15 protein-coding genes, 7 tRNA genes and 2 pseudogenes are annotated in these 18,320 nt (G+C 40.2%); 9 read left to right on the top strand and 15 right to left on the bottom strand.

Annotated elements, in window-relative coordinates:
• Window positions 1-8: 8 nt before the first annotated feature.
• Window positions 9-767 (bottom strand): alpha/beta hydrolase, encoded by a 759-nt coding sequence (locus P4S71_RS15290; protein ID WP_337150942.1) that lies wholly within the window; start codon window positions 765-767, stop codon window positions 9-11.
• Between the two features lie 129 nt (window positions 768-896).
• Here P4S71_RS15290 and P4S71_RS15285 point away from each other — a divergent pair, with 129 nt between their 5' ends.
• A complete protein-coding gene (locus tag P4S71_RS15285; protein WP_002959968.1) occupies window positions 897-1,220 on the top strand; it encodes a hypothetical protein in 324 nt (107 codons plus the stop codon).
• A 72-nt stretch (window positions 1,221-1,292) separates the two neighbouring features.
• Here the strand turns inward: P4S71_RS15285 and P4S71_RS15280 are convergent, their stop codons facing one another.
• The 3 genes and pseudogenes from P4S71_RS15280 to aspS form a co-directional block, all read right to left on the bottom strand.
• Window positions 1,293-1,889 carry a pentapeptide repeat-containing protein gene (locus tag P4S71_RS15280; protein ID WP_182716718.1) on the bottom strand — a complete coding sequence of 199 codons (597 nt, stop codon included), beginning with the start codon at window positions 1,887-1,889 and terminating at the stop codon, window positions 1,293-1,295.
• A 14-nt stretch (window positions 1,890-1,903) separates the two neighbouring features.
• Window positions 1,904-2,133: pseudogene (locus P4S71_RS15275) on the bottom strand (hypothetical protein).
• A gap of 119 nt (window positions 2,134-2,252) precedes the next feature.
• Window positions 2,253-4,031, bottom strand: a complete 1,779-nt coding sequence (aspS, locus tag P4S71_RS15270; RefSeq protein ID WP_337120558.1) for an aspartate--tRNA ligase — start codon at window positions 4,029-4,031, stop codon at window positions 2,253-2,255.
• A gap of 249 nt (window positions 4,032-4,280) precedes the next feature.
• Between aspS and P4S71_RS15265 the strand changes: the two genes are divergently transcribed.
• Both P4S71_RS15265 and P4S71_RS15260 read left to right on the top strand, forming a co-directional pair.
• On the top strand, window positions 4,281-5,153 hold the full coding sequence (locus P4S71_RS15265) for a DUF72 domain-containing protein (RefSeq protein ID WP_337151634.1): 873 nt from the start codon (window positions 4,281-4,283) through the stop codon (window positions 5,151-5,153).
• On the top strand, window positions 5,153-5,650 hold the full coding sequence (locus P4S71_RS15260; RefSeq protein ID WP_096793406.1) for a M48 metallopeptidase family protein: 498 nt from the start codon (window positions 5,153-5,155) through the stop codon (window positions 5,648-5,650). Before P4S71_RS15265 ends, P4S71_RS15260 begins: the two co-directional genes overlap by 1 nt.
• 475 nt (window positions 5,651-6,125) lie before the next feature.
• On the opposite strand, the gene P4S71_RS15255 is transcribed toward P4S71_RS15260, so the two are convergent.
• Both P4S71_RS15255 and P4S71_RS15250 read right to left on the bottom strand, forming a co-directional pair.
• Entirely contained in the window at window positions 6,126-6,449 is a 324-nt protein-coding gene (locus P4S71_RS15255; protein WP_337150941.1) for a hypothetical protein, read from the bottom strand.
• 159 nt (window positions 6,450-6,608) lie between these two features.
• Window positions 6,609-7,295 (bottom strand): DUF3334 family protein, encoded by a 687-nt coding sequence (locus P4S71_RS15250; protein ID WP_008139103.1) that lies wholly within the window; start codon window positions 7,293-7,295, stop codon window positions 6,609-6,611.
• Window positions 7,296-7,412: 117 nt separating this feature from the next.
• Here P4S71_RS15250 and cmoA point away from each other — a divergent pair, with 117 nt between their 5' ends.
• The 5 genes from cmoA to P4S71_RS15225 all read left to right on the top strand — a co-directional run bounded on the left by cmoA (window position 7,413) and on the right by P4S71_RS15225 (window position 11,760).
• Window positions 7,413-8,138: a carboxy-S-adenosyl-L-methionine synthase CmoA gene (gene cmoA, locus P4S71_RS15245; RefSeq protein WP_149615404.1), complete on the top strand. Its 726-nt coding sequence runs from the start codon at window positions 7,413-7,415 to the stop codon at window positions 8,136-8,138.
• A 12-nt stretch (window positions 8,139-8,150) separates the two neighbouring features.
• A complete protein-coding gene (gene cmoB, locus P4S71_RS15240; RefSeq protein WP_033040712.1) occupies window positions 8,151-9,119 on the top strand; it encodes a tRNA 5-methoxyuridine(34)/uridine 5-oxyacetic acid(34) synthase CmoB in 969 nt (322 codons plus the stop codon).
• Between the two features lie 190 nt (window positions 9,120-9,309).
• Window positions 9,310-10,362 (top strand): phosphoribosylformylglycinamidine cyclo-ligase, encoded by a 1,053-nt coding sequence (purM, locus tag P4S71_RS15235; protein WP_002959993.1) that lies wholly within the window; start codon window positions 9,310-9,312, stop codon window positions 10,360-10,362.
• Window positions 10,362-11,009 (top strand): phosphoribosylglycinamide formyltransferase, encoded by a 648-nt coding sequence (gene purN / locus P4S71_RS15230; protein ID WP_002959994.1) that lies wholly within the window; start codon window positions 10,362-10,364, stop codon window positions 11,007-11,009. The genes purM and purN overlap by 1 nt, the downstream gene beginning before the upstream one ends.
• Before the next feature lie 16 nt (window positions 11,010-11,025).
• The gene (locus tag P4S71_RS15225) at window positions 11,026-11,760 is read left to right on the top strand and encodes a DUF3108 domain-containing protein (RefSeq protein ID WP_165724206.1); all 735 of its coding nucleotides are present in this window, start codon (window positions 11,026-11,028) and stop codon (window positions 11,758-11,760) included.
• A gap of 48 nt (window positions 11,761-11,808) precedes the next feature.
• Here P4S71_RS15225 and P4S71_RS15220 read toward each other — a convergent pair whose 3' ends face one another.
• Entirely contained in the window at window positions 11,809-12,573 is a 765-nt protein-coding gene (locus P4S71_RS15220; protein WP_337150940.1) for a class II glutamine amidotransferase, read from the bottom strand.
• Between the two features lie 323 nt (window positions 12,574-12,896).
• Here P4S71_RS15220 and fadE point away from each other — a divergent pair, with 323 nt between their 5' ends.
• Complete coding sequence (gene fadE / locus P4S71_RS15215) at window positions 12,897-15,353, top strand: acyl-CoA dehydrogenase FadE (protein WP_165724203.1); 2,457 nt, start codon at window positions 12,897-12,899, stop codon at window positions 15,351-15,353.
• Between the two features lie 725 nt (window positions 15,354-16,078).
• Here the strand turns inward: fadE and P4S71_RS15210 are convergent.
• The 8 genes and pseudogenes from P4S71_RS15210 to P4S71_RS15175 form a co-directional block, all read right to left on the bottom strand.
• Window positions 16,079-16,155, bottom strand: a tRNA-Asp gene (locus P4S71_RS15210).
• A 54-nt stretch (window positions 16,156-16,209) separates the two neighbouring features.
• A tRNA-Asp gene (locus P4S71_RS15205) sits at window positions 16,210-16,286 on the bottom strand.
• Between the two features lie 37 nt (window positions 16,287-16,323).
• Window positions 16,324-16,400: transfer RNA gene (locus P4S71_RS15200), tRNA-Asp, on the bottom strand.
• A 38-nt stretch (window positions 16,401-16,438) separates the two neighbouring features.
• Window positions 16,439-16,515, bottom strand: a tRNA-Asp gene (locus tag P4S71_RS15195).
• A gap of 31 nt (window positions 16,516-16,546) precedes the next feature.
• Window positions 16,547-16,623, bottom strand: a tRNA-Asp gene (locus P4S71_RS15190).
• A 41-nt stretch (window positions 16,624-16,664) separates the two neighbouring features.
• A tRNA-Asp gene (locus P4S71_RS15185) sits at window positions 16,665-16,741 on the bottom strand.
• A 27-nt stretch (window positions 16,742-16,768) separates the two neighbouring features.
• Window positions 16,769-16,845, bottom strand: a tRNA-Asp gene (locus P4S71_RS15180).
• A 97-nt stretch (window positions 16,846-16,942) separates the two neighbouring features.
• Window positions 16,943-18,311 (bottom strand): annotated as a pseudogene (locus P4S71_RS15175) (TIGR03503 family protein).
• Window positions 18,312-18,320 lie beyond the last annotated feature (9 nt).

The raw sequence follows: 18,320 nt of genomic DNA, 5'->3' as shown, positions 1-18,320 counted from the left end.
AATTTTTACTATCTAAAAAACGCCTCTACTTCTTTACTCATTCTATCCACCAGCCATTTTGGCCCGCCATCGTACATATCGTTATGACGCGATTTTTCTATTGTTATTTGTGTAACAGGAAACTTATCCAGCTCTGAATCGTTTAACAGCACATTCGCATCAGCTGGGTAATCACTACCGCGTAGAGTAAGTACGCGAATGTTTTTATTGCGCGGGATCAACATGCGGCGATGATCGAGCGTAATAATAGTGCTAACTTCGTTTGGATAAATAGAGCCATATAATGCGGAAATATCCCCGCCGTTTGAGTGCCCAAATAAGGTGAGTTTTGTAAAGTCGTATGCTGGGTATTTACTCGATAGCTCATTAACTAAAAACTTAAGCGTTACTACGCCACGATGCCAGTTTTCCATGCGAGTTGTTAAGTAAGGCTGCTCACGGTTTAAGTAAGGGTCACTTTTTAGCTCATGTGCAACTGCTACTGTTAAATACCCACGCTGATTAAACACATTACTGGCAAACGTATACTTGTTATGGCTAATCCCATAACCTGCGTTAATGAACGCTACAGGGCATTTTACTTGTTCAGTGCACTTAGCATTGTTACTTGGTAGTGTGATATTGATAGGAATAGTGCGATTACGGCTTTCATCAGTTATAACGCCATCGTTTGCATAGCTTGTTGCGCTTATTGCTGATGTGCTTATAACTGATGCACTTAGAGCTAGTGCGCTTAACATAAAAAGCTTTTTAAGTGTTTTTTGCATATTTAAACTTATATAAATTATTGTTTTTAATTAAAAATAATTTTTACTTTATAGGTTTGCATTCTCTATTGTCAAACTATGCGATAATAGTCGCCATTGTTTAAATATATTTAGTAAAAGATCCAATAAATGAAATCATACAATAGCATTCAAGAACGTATAGAAATTTTAGAAGACAAACTAACGGCAATACATGACGAAATCGAAACACTAAAAACCCCTGCTAAAAACAACAATGAACGTATTATTTTTAAGTTTATTGAAACAGGCAGCACAGGTAAAACGAAGGATTTTGTTCGTGAGTTAGGTATTAAATCACCACGTGACGGTTTGTTTTCATCAGGTGACGTTACAAAACTAATTAAAGATGGCGCTGAAGATATTTCACCAGCGTTATTAGAAATCGCAAGACAGCTTGCCAGTGCACGTAATAAAAATGGCCCTAGCCGTTAATTACGCAGTCACGCGGTATCTAGAAGCCCAGCTAAGCTGTCGCTTCTAGATATGTAATCATATTAAACTAAATTAATCACAAAGCTCTATATTAAGGCTGGTAAGCAAATTAAGTGCTTCGAAGCGATCAAACTTAGCATTCGCTAACATATTATTATTCAAATCAATATTAAACGCTGTCGCACCTACAAAATCACATTTTGTTAAGTTAGTTTGAAAAAACTCACTATCGCGAAAATCTGTTCCTGTAAATTCACTACCGCTTAAATCTGCATGTCTAAAATCAACATTTTTGGCAAAGCAGTGTGTTAATTTGAGGGCTTTGAGGGTTAATTCAAAAAAAGAACTATTACTGAGCTCGCAATAATTAAAACTCACCGGTGCGTTAATACTAAGCGCTGGCCAATCTACGTCAGTCCATTGCAGACTATTTAATTTACAGTGGCTAAAACTTACATTTTCAAGTGAACTGTAGTTCCATTTAAGTGACGATAAATTACAGTTTTTAAAGTTGCACTGTATAAATCGGCAATTTTTAAACTGCCCGCCTGAAAAGTCGCAATCGGTAAATGTGCACTCTTCAAACTCAGAATTTTCAGTTAGTTGCTCTTCGTGCTGCAAAGCATTAAATTGCTCGTCGAAGTAGTGATTATTATTTGAAATTGACACTATTAACCTAGTTTTTAATGGGCATAGACGCTATTTTTAGGTAAATCTTTTTTAAGCGCAAGCACTGCAATAAAAATCAAAGCAAATAGTGGAAATAGCGCTAAACAGCCACCCACAAAAGCTAAAACCCCAGGCATAGTACTTTTACGCTTACCTATTTTATAGCTAATTACAGCAAAAATAGGAATACTCAGCACAATAAAAAAACTAAGAACTCACCAAATAAGGTTGCATTGATCGACATAATAATTCCTTTTTCGTCTGTTCGGTTAAAATACACTCTGCTGCAAATTTAACCACAAAAAAACCCTTAAGCATATAACTTAAGGGTTTTTAAATTTAGCTCAATAAGCTAAACAAAAATTACTCTTCGCTAGGTATCGCTTTTTCAACAACACTAATTGCAAGCTCAGCTAACGAATCAAGGTTAGGTTTGCTTGGTGCGTTGGTTAATAAACACGACGCTTGTGTTGTTTTAGGGAAAGCAATAACGTCACGAATGTTATCGGTACCACATAAAAGCATTGCTAAACGGTCAAGACCAAATGCTAAACCTGCATGTGGTGGTGTGCCGTATTTAAGTGCATCAAGTAAAAAACCAAACTTGTCTTGTTGCTCTTGCTCGTTAATACCTAAAATTCTAAATGCAGTTTCTTGCATATCTGCATTATGAATACGTACCGAACCGCCACCCACTTCGTAGCCGTTTAATACCATATCGTAGGCATCTGAAATAGCAGCTGCTGGGTTTGCTTCAAGCTCACTGGCGTTAATGTCTTTTGGTGCAGTGAATGGATGATGCACAGCATGTAATGTGCCCTCGTCATCTTCTTCAAACATTGGGAAGTCTACAACCCAAAGTGGTGCCCAGCTATTAAGGTTAGTGATTTCTAAGTCAACACCAATCTTAACGCGCAGTGCGCCCATTGCTTCGTTTACTGTGTTGCGCTTATCGGCACCAAATAAAATGATATCGCCAGACTGTGCATTAGTACGCTCAAGTAATTTAGTAATTACGTCTTCGCTTAAAAACTTAGCCACTGGCGATTGAACACCTTCAGCGCCTGCAGTGTGGTCATTTACTTTCATCCACGCCATGCCTTTAGCGCCGTAAATACCAATAAACTTAGTGTAATCGTCAAGCTGTTTACGAGAAAGCTTAGCGCCACCCGGTACAGTTAACACAGCAACGCGACCTTTTTCGTCATTAGCCGGACCTGAGAAAACATTAAACTCTACGTCTTTAACTAAATCTGCAACATCAACTAACTTCATTGGGTTACGTAAATCTGGCTTATCAGAACCGTAAAGGCTCATTGCCTCGCTGTAAGGCATGATTGGAAAATCGCCTAAATCAACGTTTAGTAATGTTTGCCACATTTCGCGGATCATTTTTTCAGTCATACCACGTACTTGATCAGAGCTCATGAACGAGGTTTCTATATCTATTTGGGTAAATTCTGGTTGGCGATCGGCGCGTAAATCTTCATCACGGAAACATTTAACAATTTGGTAGTAACGGTCAAAACCAGACATCATCAACAATTGCTTAAACAACTGTGGAGACTGCGGTAATGCGTAAAAACTACCTTTGTGAACGCGGCTTGGTACTAAATAATCGCGCGCACCTTCTGGCGTTGCTTTAGTAAGTACAGGTGTTTCGATGTCTAAAAAGCCGTTTTCATCTAAAAAGCGACGAACAAAGCTGCTTGCTTTAGCACGTAATTTAATACGGTCACTCATTTCTAGACGACGTAGGTCTAAGTAGCGGTATTTTAAACGACGCTCTTCTGAGTTTACTTGGTTAAAATCAAGCGGTAATGGCTCAGAGCGGTTAATAATATTAAGCTCTTTACCTAAAACTTCGATCTCCCCTGTTGCCATGTCTTTATTTACTTGGCTATCAGGGCGTGCGCGAACAATACCTTTTAACTGAACACAAAATTCTTGGCGAAGTGTGTTAGCTGAACTCATTAACTCTTCAATGTCAGAATCGAATACAACTTGTACTAAACCTTCTCTATCGCGTAAATCGACAAAGATAAGTCCACCAAGGTCACGTCGTTTGTTGATCCAGCCACATAGTTCTACTTCTTGATCTACGTGAGTTTTATTTAGCTGTCCGCAATATATAGAGCGCATAGTTTTCCTGTCAGATAAAAGGCTTAAACGGTTATATTTATTTGTTTTAAGGCGTGTGATTTAAAAAACAGGTCACCACAATACAAATAAAGCCGCTAGCAATCTAAAAATAATCAAATTAAGCCCTGCATTATACTCAACTAACATTAAGATGCTAGGGCGTGTGTTTAGCTTTGTAATGTTAATTTGCAGCAACCACCGCATGTATTTGGTACACTTGCGCCACGAAGTAATTTATCAGTCATTTATATGTTATATATTGGATGCCCTCAGTGGTCGAGCAACGCATGGAAAGGCAATTTATTTTCAAGCCAATGTAAAAACGCCGATATGCTTAGCCAATACGCCCAACACTTTAACTCTGTTGAAGGCAATACCAGCTTTTACGCCAACCCATCGCCAAGCACCGTATTGCGCTGGGCAAACAGCGTACCCAACGATTTTAAATTTACTTTTAAGTTTAATCGTCGCTTTAGCCACGAGCTGCGCCTAACCAATGCTCAAACCGAGCTTGCTGATTGGCTAAACTTGTTTACCCCTATTTTAGAAAAAACAGGGCAAATCATGCTGCAATTACCTAAAGCATTTGGCCCTGGTGACTTACCCAAACTAGCTCAATTTATTAGCCTGTTACCAAAAGAGGTTAATTACGGTGTAGAGGTACGTCATACTGCGTTTTTTCAAAAGGGTGAAGCCGAAATAGCGCTTAACCAATTATTAATGGCAAACAACATAAATCGTATATCGATGGATACTCGCGCCCTATTTGCGGTAAAACCAACAACCGAAGCGCTAATAGATGCACAGCAAAAAAAGCCCCACTTACCGGTACATGCAATAGCTACTGGCTCAAAGCCTATGGCGCGCTTCGTAATAGCCGATTTACAAAACGACTATAAACCCTTTTATAAACCGTGGCTAAGTAAAGTAAAACAATGGCTTGATGAAGGAAAAACGCCCTATGTGTTTTTTCATACGGCAGATAACCGAGAAGCGCCATTATTAGCAAGGCAGTTTTGCAAAGACCTTGGTTATGATCACAAAGCATTAAACCCATTTACTGGCGAAAAAGAAGCCCACCAGCAAGCACTTTTTAAAAGTAAAACGACAGAGAAACAATAATGAGTGAATACGCACGTTACTTTACCGGCTACCCAGCTAACATTGTTGAGCAAGTATTAAGCCTTATAAATAACAAAAAGGTATGTGACTACTTACTTAAAAAGTATCCGCAAGCACACACTATTACCAGCGATAAACTACTTTATAGCTATGCAACCGAGCTTAAAAAACAGTATTTAAAAAATGCACCACCGTTTGGGCGCGCAGCATTTAAAAAGCAAGGCGATATGGTCACCAACGCACTGGGTACACATACGTATCGAATGCAAGGCAAAACCCGAAAGCACGATTTAGCCATAAATAGCGACTTGCTGCGCGCCCCCGAGCCATTATTAAAAGCGTTAGTGGTACATGAGCTCGCCCACTTTAAAGAAAAAGACCATAACAAAGGCTTTTACCAACTTTGCTGCCACATGGAGCCGAGTTACCACCAATTGGAATTAGATTTAAGGATATTTTGTGTGGTAGTGGCGATGGGAGAGAATCCTTATGGCTAGTAATCTCAGATTAACTTCCATTATTACTTTCCTCTTCCCTGATTGAAAAGTACTTATTCTTCAAAATTTGTAGAGAATTTTCAAATCTGCAATGCGTAGCTTCCCATTCTTTTAAGATCTCTTTTATTTCTTCAGTACTATTGTTAAGTGTATTCTGATAGGTACCAATATTCCTCTTAAAACCATTTATCTGTCCTGAACATTTAGTAGCGTATATATAAATGAGTTCTGCACTTTCACTATCAAATTTATCAAGACATCTTTTTAAAACTAGCGACGTTGAATGTGCCTTCCAAGCATACGAGTTACTATTAGATGCTAAAGTGGGGAGCTCTAGATTGTTTTTTAAAGTAAAATCTTCTAATGCTTTGCAACCTAGTGATTCGAGTTCATCAAAGGTATTAATGAAAAATGATAGTAACTGTTGCTGCTTTTCATGCTTTATGCGCTTGTGGAATGCATCACGTTGGTCTTTTTAGGACTTAATAGCTAACTTTTCAGAAGTAAGCCTATCCTCTGCTGCCTGTTTATTGGCTAGAGCTTGAACTTTATTACTATCCGATTGAAGATAAACAGTATATATAATCGCAGTAAAAGAGAAGAAAGAAAGTATAGGACCTAATACCCCACCAAAGAAACTTCCAAAGTGAGACCAAGTCTCAGTGGTTCCACCGATTCCTACACCTAAACCTTTGAACCAAAGTGTAAAGATGATAACCATTGGAACTATTGCTAATACAATTAAAGAAATCAAAACCCCTTTAAAAATTTTATTATTTTTCTTATGGATAACTGCCATGTAACCCCTTTCCTTTAGGTTTTATTTTTATTCACAAAAAACGCGATTTAAAATCGCGTTTTCTTTGGTAGCTTTTCTACTAACCGCTTATAGCTATAAACTGGCAGCTCAAAAGCGTGTTGGGTTTCGTTTCACTCAACCCAACCTACATAAATAAACTTAAAGCCCTAAGCCTGCCATGAAGTCGTCATCGTCGTCATCTTGTCCAGAAGACGCAGCTGCTTTAGATTTTTCAGCTTGTTGTTTGGCTTCATTTTCGATAATGTCATCAGGGTCTATAGCTTCTACAATGTCAAAATCATGCAGTTTAATAAACTCAGTTTTATCCATAGCAAGTTCTAGGTAAAAGATATTTTGCTTACTGGTAGTAAATGTCACGCGACGTGCTTGTGGGCGATCCATCGTGGTATCTACCGATATTTGCACTTGTTTGTTAATTGCCATCATTTTTGGCTGATTTTGCGTAATAGAAGTGTGTAATTGTTCGCGTACTTTAGATGTAAAATCGCCAACAATTTGGTTCATTAACTCACCTAATACGTTAGACACATCGTCTGATAAATGGCTATGCGCTATTTCTTCTTCTGGCATCCCCATATTACGCATATAATCGCCATAAATTTCCATTGCTGCTTGCGAGGTGAAGTTAGTAATTACCAATCCGGTAAAGCCACCATCAAACAAAACAAAGCAACCAATATCTGGGCGCATACATGTTCGCGTTATTTTTTGTACCATTGCAGAATAGCTAATGCTGTTGCCGCTGGCTGAGGTAAGTACGCCTGTTACAGAATGACACAGGGTTGCTAAAATATCGTCGGTACTAATCACCTTACTTTTACTCATTTAATAATCTCTTTTTGTGCTTATTATTCATAATTCTAGTCAAGCTACTGAATTTATCACTGACTATCCAGTATAAAATGTTAAAATAGCATTATTATTTTAAAAGAGACTGCTTTCGTGACCATAAAAGACAGTATTTATGCCTCTGAGCAACAAGTAAAAGATTTTAGCTTTGACCAAAATGTAGTCGAAGTATTTCCCGATATGATTCAGCGCTCAGTACCGGGCTATGCAACTATTGTCAGTACAATGGGAAAGCTTGCTGGGCAATATGCGCAAAGTAACTCAAATCTTTATGATTTAGGCTGCTCACTGGGCGCCGTAACACTTAGTATGCGCCGTAATATTCGTACCGATAACTGCCATATAATAGCGGTAGATAACTCTCAAGCTATGGTTGAGCGTTGTAAGGTACATTTACAAGGTTTTAAATCAGATGTGCCTGTTACTGTTACCTTAGGCGATATTAACGAGCTTGAAATTCAAAACGCCTCGGTAGTAGCAATGAATTTTACGTTGCAGTTTATTCCACACGCGCAGCGCCAAGCTGTGCTTGAAAAAATATATGCTAATTTAAAACCTGGTGGTGTATTGCTGCTAAGCGAAAAAATTAAAGCTGAAAATGAGCAATGCGACAATTTATTGATTGATTTGCACCACGACTTTAAACGACACAATGGTTACTCTGAGCTTGAAATAAGCCAAAAGCGTACCGCCATCGAAAACGTTATGCGCCCAGATACACTAAGCGCTCACTTTACTCGCTTACAAGATATTGGTTTTAGCCAAACTCAAGTGTGGTATCAATGTTTTAATTTTTGCTCAATGGTAGCAATTAAATAAAGAGAGTGACTTATGTCTCAATGGTTTAACCAATTTTACGCATCTATTGCGCAAAGCCCACTTAGCCACTGGCTAGAAACCCTGCCTGCACAATTAAAGCATTGGCAAAACGAGGCAAGCCATGGTGATTTGCCTAAATGGCAAAAAGTACTTAAAAACTTGCCTGAGGTGACAACTTCGCATGTTGATATTTCTACTAAGGTAGAAATTGGCGCACCAGGGGAGATGAGTGATGGCGAGCAAAAGCAAGCCATGCATTTATTAAAACGCATGATGCCATGGCGCAAAGGCCCATTTAATGTGCACGGTATTGAAATAGATACAGAGTGGCGCAGTGATTGGAAGTGGGACCGCCTGCTTCCTCATATTGAGCCATTAAAAGGCCGCACTGTTTTAGATATTGGTTGTGGCTCGGGTTATCATTTATGGCGTATGCGCGGTGAAGGCGCAGAGTTTGTCGTGGGTATTGATCCATCTGATTTATTTTTATGTCAGTTTCAGGCAATTAAACACTACAACCCAGATGAAAACGTACATTTACTGCCACTAGGTGTTGAAGCATTACCCGAGCTTAAAGCGTTTGATACGGTTTTTTCGATGGGCGTACTTTATCATCGTCGCTCACCTATCGACTTTTTAGCGCAATTAAAAGCGCAGCTACGCCCAGGCGGCGAACTTGTGCTTGAAACGCTAGTAATTGAAGGTGACGAAAACACAGTATTAGTCCCAACTGATCGCTACGCTAAAATGCGCAACGTTTGGTTTATTCCAAGTACTGCAGCATTAAAACTGTGGATGGAACGCGTTGGCTTTAAAGATGTGCAAATAAAAGATTGCGCTATTACCACGCTTGAAGAACAACGCAAAACCGATTGGATGGAAAACGAATCGTTAATCGACTTTTTAGATCCAAACGACACAAGTAAAACAATTGAAGGTTACCCTGCTCCACTTAGAGCAATATTAACTGCAAAAGCATAGCGGTTAATTTAACGCCTTAAATACTAAAAAAACGCCTGCGGGCGTTTTTTTGTTTATTTAAACAACAAGCAGCGGACAAGTGTCCTTGTTTATTATTTCAAAATTACATTTGCGCTAGCCGCGACCTTGCAATTGTTGTAAAATACGCGCGTTTCTAAGCAACCCAAAACAACTATTTTGAGGAAAACCTGTGAGCGAACAAAAACAGTCTCTAAGCTATAAAGACGCGGGCGTAGATATCGACGCTGGTAATGCACTTGTTGAGCGTATTAAAGGCGTAGTTAAAAAAACTCGTCGTCCTGAAGTAATGGGCGGAATTGGTGGTTTTGGCGCACTTTGCGAAATTCCTGAAGGCTACAAGCAACCAGTATTAGTTGCAGGCACAGATGGCGTTGGTACTAAACTACGTTTAGCAATCGACTTAAAAAAACACGATACGGTTGGTATTGATTTAGTTGCAATGTGTGTAAACGACTTAATTGTTCAAGGTGCTGAACCCCTGTTTTTTCTAGATTACTATGCAACTGGTAAACTAGATGTAGACACAGCAGCTGACGTAGTGACAGGTATTGGCAAAGGTTGTGAAATTTCAGGTTGTGCCCTAATTGGTGGCGAAACAGCTGAAATGCCAGGTATGTATGATGGTGAAGACTACGACATGGCAGGCTTTTGTACAGGCGTTGTAGAAAAATCAAAAATTATTGATGGCACAAAAGTAGCAGCAGGCGATCAGCTTATTGCACTTGCTTCAAGCGGTCCTCATTCAAATGGCTTCTCTTTAATTCGTAAAGTACTTGAAGTGTCAAAAGCTGATACCAGCGCTGACTTTGAAGGTAAAACATTAGGCGAAACTCTACTTGAGCCTACGCGTATTTACGTAAAACCTTTACTTGAGTTATTCAAAAACGTTGACGTACATGCGCTTTCGCATATTACTGGCGGCGGTTTTTGGGAAAATATTCCACGTGTATTACCCGCTTCAGCAAAAGCTGTAGTTAAAGGTGATAGCTGGCAATGGCCACCAATTTTTAATTGGTTACAAGAAAACGGCAACATTACTACACACGAAATGTACCGTACATTTAACTGTGGTGTAGGCATGGTTTTAGTAGTCCCTGCAGACAAACTTGAGCAAAGCTTAACAATGCTAAAAGACTTGGGCGAAAATGCATGGCACCTTGGTGAAATTCAAGATGCAGCAGCTGGCGAAGAGCAAGTTGAAATTGTAGGTGGTGCTAAGTAATGGCACCGACTCGTCTGGTAGTTTTAATCTCAGGTAGTGGCTCTAATTTACAAGCCATTATAGATGCCTGCGAACGTGGCGAGATAAACGGGCATATAGCGGCTGTTATTAGTAATAAAGCAGACGCTTATGGCCTAGAGCGTGCAAAACAAGCAGGTATTGCTACAAAAGTGCTCAGTCATAAAGATTTTGACTCGCGCGAAGCGTACGATGCGCAATTAATGAACGTTATCGACTCTTTTATGCCAAATCTAGTTGTATTAGCTGGGTTTATGCGTATTCTTACTCCTGGCTTAGTGCAAAAATATGTTGGAAAAATGTTGAACATTCATCCATCTTTGTTGCCTAAGTATCAGGGGCTGAATACCCACCAAAGAGCAATTGATGCAAAAGACGATGTTCATGGCGTAAGTGTTCACTTTGTTACTGAAGAATTAGACGGCGGTCCCGTTATTCTTCAGGCGCAAATACCTGTACTCAAGGATGATACAGCAGAAACATTAGCAAAACGCGTGCATGAGCAAGAGCATATAATTTATCCTTTGGTGGTCAAGTGGTTCAGTGAACACAGACTTACTATGGAAGCAGATTATGCAGTTCTTGACAAAAAACAACTTCCTGCACACGGCGCGCACTACCCACAATAAAAAAATAAGTGCCCTGTTGTTATGTGCGGGCGCTTTACTTCCAACTAGCCTAATTGCAGGCGAATTGACCCAGTATCAAGCTAATTACGATATTTTACGCAAAGGTAAAAATCATGGTGAGGCTGTTCGTGAGCTCAAAAAAACGGGCGACGATACTTATGAACTTACATACCACAGCAATATTGAGTGGATGATTTTCTCTGACTCTCGTGAAGAAACATCAAAGTTTACCTTTAAAGATGGCAAGGTTACCCCGCATCATTACAACATGATTCGTACAGGGACAGGCCCAGATAAAGATTACAAAATTGATTTTGATACAACAAACAAAGTAGTGACTAGCAGCGCTAGTGAATACCCACTTAAATGCGAATGGACTGATGAATTTCAGGATGCTATTTCGTACCAAGTGCAAGTGCGCGAAGGATTGAAAAAAGGCAAAACAAGCTTTTCATTCCCCCTTATAGATAAAAAAGGTAACCGCCGCGACTACAACTTCGAAGTTGTTGAAAAAGAGATGATCTCCTTACCTATCGGTAATGTAGAAGCCATTAAAGTGAAGCGTTTATACGATAACGATAAACGCCAAGCAATTGCATGGTTTGCGCCAGAAATGGATTACATGCTGGTACGTATGTGGAAAGGCGAAAAAGGTATGGAGCAGTTTGAAGTTCAAATGAATTCATTTACTGTTACTGCGCCTACAGCTGTTGCGCCTGCTACAGCACAACAACCTCAAGAAGCTAACTAAATTTAATTAAACCAAAGTTAAGTTAAGTTAGTATTTAAAATAGGTGGGCTAAATTAGCTCACCCACTTTAAACAATGCAAATTCCCCAGGCTCCATTTTTTGCCAGCGCTCATCATTCGTCAAAGGCCTTGTAGCTATAACTGTTACTACATCGTTTGGTGTGGTCTCTTGTTGAAAATCAACCACCATGTCGGCATCAATCAACGTTGCTTTACCAAATGGCGCACGGCGCGTTATGTAATGTAAGTTATTAGTGCAATACGCTAAAACAAACACCCCATCGGTCAATAACATATTAAACACCCCTTTTTCACGCAGGGTATGCGAAAGCTTAGCCGCGTATCTAAAAACCGACGCCATATTACTTGGACGCTTTGGGTATTTTTCGCGAATTTTATCAAGCAACCAACAAAAAGCGAGTTCGCTATCGGTGTTACCCACTGGGCGATAGTACTGCGGTTTTAAATCATGATAATTAGATAGCTGCCCGTTATGAGCGTAAGTAATTTCACGCCCCCATAACTCTCGCGTAAAAGGATGAGTATTTTCAAGGCATACTCGCCCGCGATTACCTTGGCGAATATGGCTAATAACCGAGACACTTTTAATGGGGTATGCTTTAACCAGCTTTGCAATTTCAGATTGATAACTCGGCTGCGGATCTTTAAAGGTTCTACAGCCTTTACCTTCGTAAAATGTAATACCCCAACCATCTTTATGAGGACCTGTATTACCACCACGCTCTAAAAGGCCTGAAAAACTAAAACAAATATCGGTAGGCACATTGGCTGACATGCCAAGTAATTCACACATTAATAAAATAACCCTTAAAAACCATACATTAAAATAAATAGCGAATATTTGTGTATTAAGCGTACACTAAATTGCAGCCCGCTATAACGGCTATACTTACTTAAAAAGTGTCATTTTGCTATTAGATTTATTTATTTTTACGTTAACACTACTTACGGCTAATGCTTTAACTATACGATAGTTATTGAGTGTTCCTCTGTCGGGTAATTAAATATCGTATTTAAGTTACTTTCTACTACAATTTAACATCGTTATGTACTTGAAAATTACTGTTACTAGCGCTACTCTAAGTGAGGTGGTCTGACCTCTATTAAGGAATAAAAATGACACTCATATTTACACTGGTTCTAATCGCGTTGCTTTGCACTGCGGTTTACCACAGAGCAAGTTGGAACACAGCACTTGGTGTTTCGGCTATTACTTTATTAATTGGTACCTTTGCGGGTGCTTTTGGTTTAATTAGCTGGTTGATCTTTTTGATCATCGCGGTTCCTCTTTCTGTTACTGGCCTTCGTCAGCAATATATCATCAAGCCTATTTTTGCTACGTTTAAAAAAGTAACGCCAAGCATGTCTGATACTGAAAAATCAGCTATTGATGCCGGTACGACGTGGTGGGAAGCTGACTTATTTTGCGGTAACCCAGATTGGAAAAAACTTCACCAATACCCAGTTCCTAAACTTACTATTGAAGAGCAAGCCTTTGTTGATGGCCCTGTTGAAGTAGTTTGTAGCATGTTGGACGATTGGGAAGCAACGCACGAACTAACCGACCTTCCTCAAGATGTGTGGCAGTATCTAAAAGATAATAAATTCTTTGCCATGATCATTAAAAAAGAATACGGCGGTTTAGAATTTTCTGCATTTGCACAGTCTTGTGTACTTCAAAAACTAACAAGTAAATCAACATTACTTTCGTCAATTGTTGGTGTACCGAACTCTTTAGGCCCAGGTGAATTATTACAACACTATGGTACAAAAGAGCAAAAAGATCATTACTTACCGCGCCTAGCGAGCGGTCAAGAAATTCCATGTTTTGCATTAACTTCGCCAGAAGCGGGTTCTGATGCAAGCTCAATTCCAGACTACGGTGTGGTATGTAAAGGGCAATGGAATGGTGAGGAAGTTGTGGGTGTTAGTTTAACGTGGAATAAGCGTTACATTACACTTGCCCCAGTGGCTACCGTACTTGGTCTTGCGTTTAAGTTACAAGATCCAGATGGGCTAATTGGCGACAATAAAGAGCCAGGCATTACCTGTGCACTTATTCCAACGGACACTCCTGGAGTTGAAATTGGTCGTCGACATTTCCCGCTTAACGTACCATTTCAAAATGGTCCTACTCGCGGTAAAGATATTTTCGTACCACTTGATTATATTATTGGTGGTCCAGATATGGCTGGTCAAGGCTGGCGCATGCTGGTTGAGTGTTTATCGGTTGGTCGTGCAATTACATTGCCGTCTAATTCTGCCGGTGGCATTAAAATGATTGCCGTTGCAACGGGTGCTTATAGCCGAATTCGTCGTCAGTTCCGTTTACCTATTGGTAAAATGGAAGGTGTTGAAGAGTCACTAGCAAAACTTGCTGGTTACGCTTACAGCTCTGATGCTGCGGTTAGTATGTCTACGGGTGCGGTTGATTTAGGCGAAAAGCCATCGGTTGTTTCTGCCATAATAAAATACCACCTGACAGAGCAAATGCGTGATGCAACTATTCATGCAATGGATGTACTTGGCGGTAAGGGCATCATGCTTGGGCCAAATAACTATTTAGGTCGTGGCTATCAAGGTGCACCTATTGCCATTACCGTTGAAGGTGCAAACATCTTGACCCGTAATATGATTATTTATGGTCAAGGTGCTATTCGCTGTCACCCATTTGTACTTACCGAGCTTGGTGCGTGCGAAATTGAAGACCGCGAAGAGGCGCTTAACGTATTTGATAAAGCGCTAATGGGTCACATTGGTTTTACTATGTCGAACCTTGTACGTACTAAGTGGCTTGCTCTTACCGGCGCTCGTTTTACAAGTGTGCCGTACAACGACGAAACTGCTGAATTTTACCGTATAGCGTCACGCTTTAGTGCATCACTTGCACTTATGTCTGACATTAGCATGGCAGTATTTGGTGGCTCACTAAAACGTAAAGAACGTATTTCAGCACGTTTAGGTGATTTACTTAGTTACCTATACTTAGTATCTGCAACGCTTAAGCGTTACAACGATGAAGGCCGTAAAAAAGAAGATTTTGCTCTAGTAAAATGGAGTTGCCAAGATCACCTTTACCATTGCCAACGTGCACTTGCTGATTTAATTAATAACATGCCTTCGGCTCCACTACGCGCCGTGTTAAAAGTATTGTTATTCCCGTTTGGTCGCCCTGTACGTAAACCAACTGACCAACTTGAGCATAAACTAGCACAACTACTACAAGTACCTAGCGAAACGCGTAACCGTTTAGCAAGCTACGTATACCTAACAAATGAGCCACTTAACCTTGTAGGTCGTCAAGAGCAAACGCTTAAAGACGTCCTTGATGTTGAGCCATTATTTGAAAGAGTATGTAAAGAAAAAGGCCTTAAACTGCCATTCTTTCAGCTTGATAAAGTAGCGCAAATGGGGCTTGAAGCAGGCATTTTAAGCCAAGCAGAGGCTGATAAACTAGCTGCTGTTGAGCAATCTCGTTTAGATGTTATTAACGTTGATGACTTCGACCCTGCTGACTTACTTGCAGGAAAAGCCGCACGTAATAGCGTTAAAAAAGAAGCTGATGCTGCTTAATTAAGCTAAGCATTTACAGACCAAAAGCCAGCATATAACGTGCTGGCTTTTTTGTACACAATAAAAAGTTTTAACAACTTGATGGAGTAGTTTATCGTTAGATTGTTTAAATAATTATACAGTTTGGTATAACAGGCAGCTCTGACATCTAACCAACCCTAAAAGCTCTGTATTGATTAAATACCCTTAATTCATCTCTATGCTCATGCAAAAACTTAAACCCTGTCAAGAGCTCTACAAGTACAACACTATAAAGTTAATGACTATACCAATTAGCAATAATACTTAGAGCCTGCCTAGCAGTGTTAAAAATCTCTGGTATACGACTGCATGGATGCAGGAGATAGAGCAATGCAGGATCATTTGCCGAAAACAACTAAATAACGAATTATTCCTTATTATCGACATGCTTTTCTTACATCAAAATAGATTACTTAATTAAGCGAATTGGGGTTAAACCTGGCGTTAAGCTAACTGCGGTAAAAGTTACGAGAAGAGAGATACAGCGCAATGCATAAGCATTTACCCAGAGCATCGGCAGATTGATATAGGTATTGATACGGATAATAAGGAATATTAGCAGGTTCGTGCAAGGAATGTGTTTGATAGCTGATAGCTGATAGCTGATAGCTGATAGCTGATAGCTGATAGCTGATAGCCAAAGAATGTTTTACTAAATTATTTAATCAAGGATTTTATAAGCTTGTTATTGAGGAAATAACAAGTGGCGGAGTGGACGGGACTCGAACCCGCGACCCCCGGCGTGACAGGCCGGTATTCTAACCAACTGAACTACCACTCCGCAGTGGTATGTGCATGGGGTAATGCACTTACTAATTTTAATCATGATATCAAATGGCGGAGTGGACGGGACTCGAACCCGCGACCCCCGGCGTGACAGGCCGGTATTCTAACCAACTGAACTACCACTCCGCAGAGATATCATTATACTTGTTATTACTTAATTTGTTGGCGGAGTGGACGGGACTCGAACCCGCGACCCCCGGCGTGACAGGCCGGTATTCTAACCAACTGAACTACCACTCCAGCATACAAATTTTGTAATATAACATTGTTTAAATAGTTGGCGGAGTGGACGGGACTCGAACCCGCGACCCCCGGCGTGACAGGCCGGTATTCTAACCAACTGAACTACCACTCCAGCGCATATTTAAACTGTTATTTTTTCTTATTGGCGGAGTGGACGGGACTCGAACCCGCGACCCCCGGCGTGACAGGCCGGTATTCTAACCAACTGAACTACCACTCCATAATAAGAATATGTTTTACAACCATACGTTGTGTAAGTGTTGGCGGAGTGGACGGGACTCGAACCCGCGACCCCCGGCGTGACAGGCCGGTATTCTAACCAACTGAACTACCACTCCAGCTTTTACTTACAAGTTTTACGAAAATGGCGGAGTGGACGGGACTCGAACCCGCGACCCCCGGCGTGACAGGCCGGTATTCTAACCAACTGAACTACCACTCCATATTTCCGTTGCTGTTTAGGTCTCCCTGACAGCGGCGTGAATAATACGAACCAACCCCTATTTCGTCAAGGGCTTTTTTGTTTTTTTATAGGTTTTTTAGTCATCTGTCATCGAAAGGTTTAAAATTTCACCTGATCTGTCATTTTTTGAGCCATTTTTACCGACTTGATTTTTTTCTGTGTCGGCAGCATCACCTTCACTTGTTTTCTTTTTCTTTAAAAAAGGCAGCTTCACTTTAAATTTAATCGGTTTTTTCTGAACAAATATACGAATTAACAACCAACCGAGTAATAAAATGAGCGTATTGCAGCCTACAATTAAACTAATAATTGTAGATGTGGCCATTTTTTCTTCAACAGGCTCACTCTCAATCATTTTATCTGGCGTAATAATCGTTGCCGGATCAATTTCGGGCACCGCTTCTATGGGTCGTTCTATCTCAAATTTATACGTTGGTAGCGTTGCCATAAATTCACGACCATTAATATTAGTGCCAAAAACAGACAGTTCAACACTATATCTACCCCAATCATAATTTTTAACACTAAGTTGTCGTGAGTCTTTAGCAGCAGCATCTATGGTAAACATTTGCTCTTCGTTATTGGGATAGTAGATTTTTCCCTGGATGATGACTGTTTCGGGCTTAACAATACTTGGGTCTATATTTATAGTTAACAAATGCTCGTCTGTGTCTTGCTCTGCTAACGCGACTTCGGTTACAAAAGGTGGCTCGTGCACTTCTATTGTATTTTGCACAATGCGACGCTGCAGCAGAGGTGTTGCAACGTAAAGCTCTGGTGTCCATTCACCCGCAGGGAAATCTAAAGTAAACTCGCCGGTAAATACACCATCTTTAGGGCGCTCATCAAATCCACGTCCATCGTCTTTAAATTCAGCTACTTCTTGAATGCCTGCGCCAAAGTTAGCAAAGTTTTCATTGTTGGTACTTACAAAATCAACATTAAGGCTAACAACATCTCTAAATAGGTTTGTGTTAATTGGCTCACCGTCATTTAGTATTTTTCCGGTGATTTTTATTGTCTCCCCCTAAACAACATTGAAGGAAGAGGCTCTGCTTCAAGAGATATCTCGCCTAATACAACTATTCTGCTGTCGGGTAAAATACTGCCTATTACTTGCCAAGGACCTGCCATAGGTTTTTTTATGGTTACTAAATCGTAGCTGAGTTCGTCAAACCAATCTAAGTTAGGGTTTTTAACTGAGTCAGTAGCAAAGTACTTACTGCCATCGGGCCTCACTAAAATAACAGCAGGTGCACCTGATTTTCTAAAAAAAGCAGTGTTATTTCATCTATTTTGCTATCTATGCGAAAACGATTATCAAGTAAAGGGATCTCATTTTGATGCCCATCGCGCTTGAGCACTTCTACTTGTTTTACGCCATATGCATTGCCAGTAAATAAACTAGCGGCACATAACGCTGTTACAAAATACATCGTTTTCATTAAATCGCC

It is taken from the genome of Pseudoalteromonas sp. B62 (assembly GCF_037162565.1).
Classification (GTDB): domain Bacteria; phylum Pseudomonadota; class Gammaproteobacteria; order Enterobacterales; family Alteromonadaceae; genus Pseudoalteromonas; species Pseudoalteromonas fuliginea.
The sequence above is the reverse complement of the archived record's forward strand: the minus strand, read 5'-3'. Positions and strand labels throughout refer to the sequence as shown.

Coding starts and splice junctions, on each gene's coding strand:
- fadE (WP_165724203.1), top strand. CDS start 12,897: ATGACACTCATATTTACACTGGTTCTAATCGCGTTGCTTTGCACTGCG.
- P4S71_RS15260 (WP_096793406.1), top strand. CDS start 5,153: ATGAGTGAATACGCACGTTACTTTACCGGCTACCCAGCTAACATTGTT.
- P4S71_RS15290 (WP_337150942.1), bottom strand. CDS start 767: ATGCAAAAAACACTTAAAAAGCTTTTTATGTTAAGCGCACTAGCTCTA.
- cmoB (WP_033040712.1), top strand. CDS start 8,151: ATGTCTCAATGGTTTAACCAATTTTACGCATCTATTGCGCAAAGCCCA.
- P4S71_RS15220 (WP_337150940.1), bottom strand. CDS start 12,573: ATGTGTGAATTACTTGGCATGTCAGCCAATGTGCCTACCGATATTTGT.
- aspS (WP_337120558.1), bottom strand. CDS start 4,031: ATGCGCTCTATATATTGCGGACAGCTAAATAAAACTCACGTAGATCAA.
- P4S71_RS15255 (WP_337150941.1), bottom strand. CDS start 6,449: ATGGCAGTTATCCATAAGAAAAATAATAAAATTTTTAAAGGGGTTTTG.
- P4S71_RS15285 (WP_002959968.1), top strand. CDS start 897: ATGAAATCATACAATAGCATTCAAGAACGTATAGAAATTTTAGAAGAC.
- P4S71_RS15265 (WP_337151634.1), top strand. CDS start 4,281: ATGTTATATATTGGATGCCCTCAGTGGTCGAGCAACGCATGGAAAGGC.
- purN (WP_002959994.1), top strand. CDS start 10,362: ATGGCACCGACTCGTCTGGTAGTTTTAATCTCAGGTAGTGGCTCTAAT.
- P4S71_RS15250 (WP_008139103.1), bottom strand. CDS start 7,295: ATGAGTAAAAGTAAGGTGATTAGTACCGACGATATTTTAGCAACCCTG.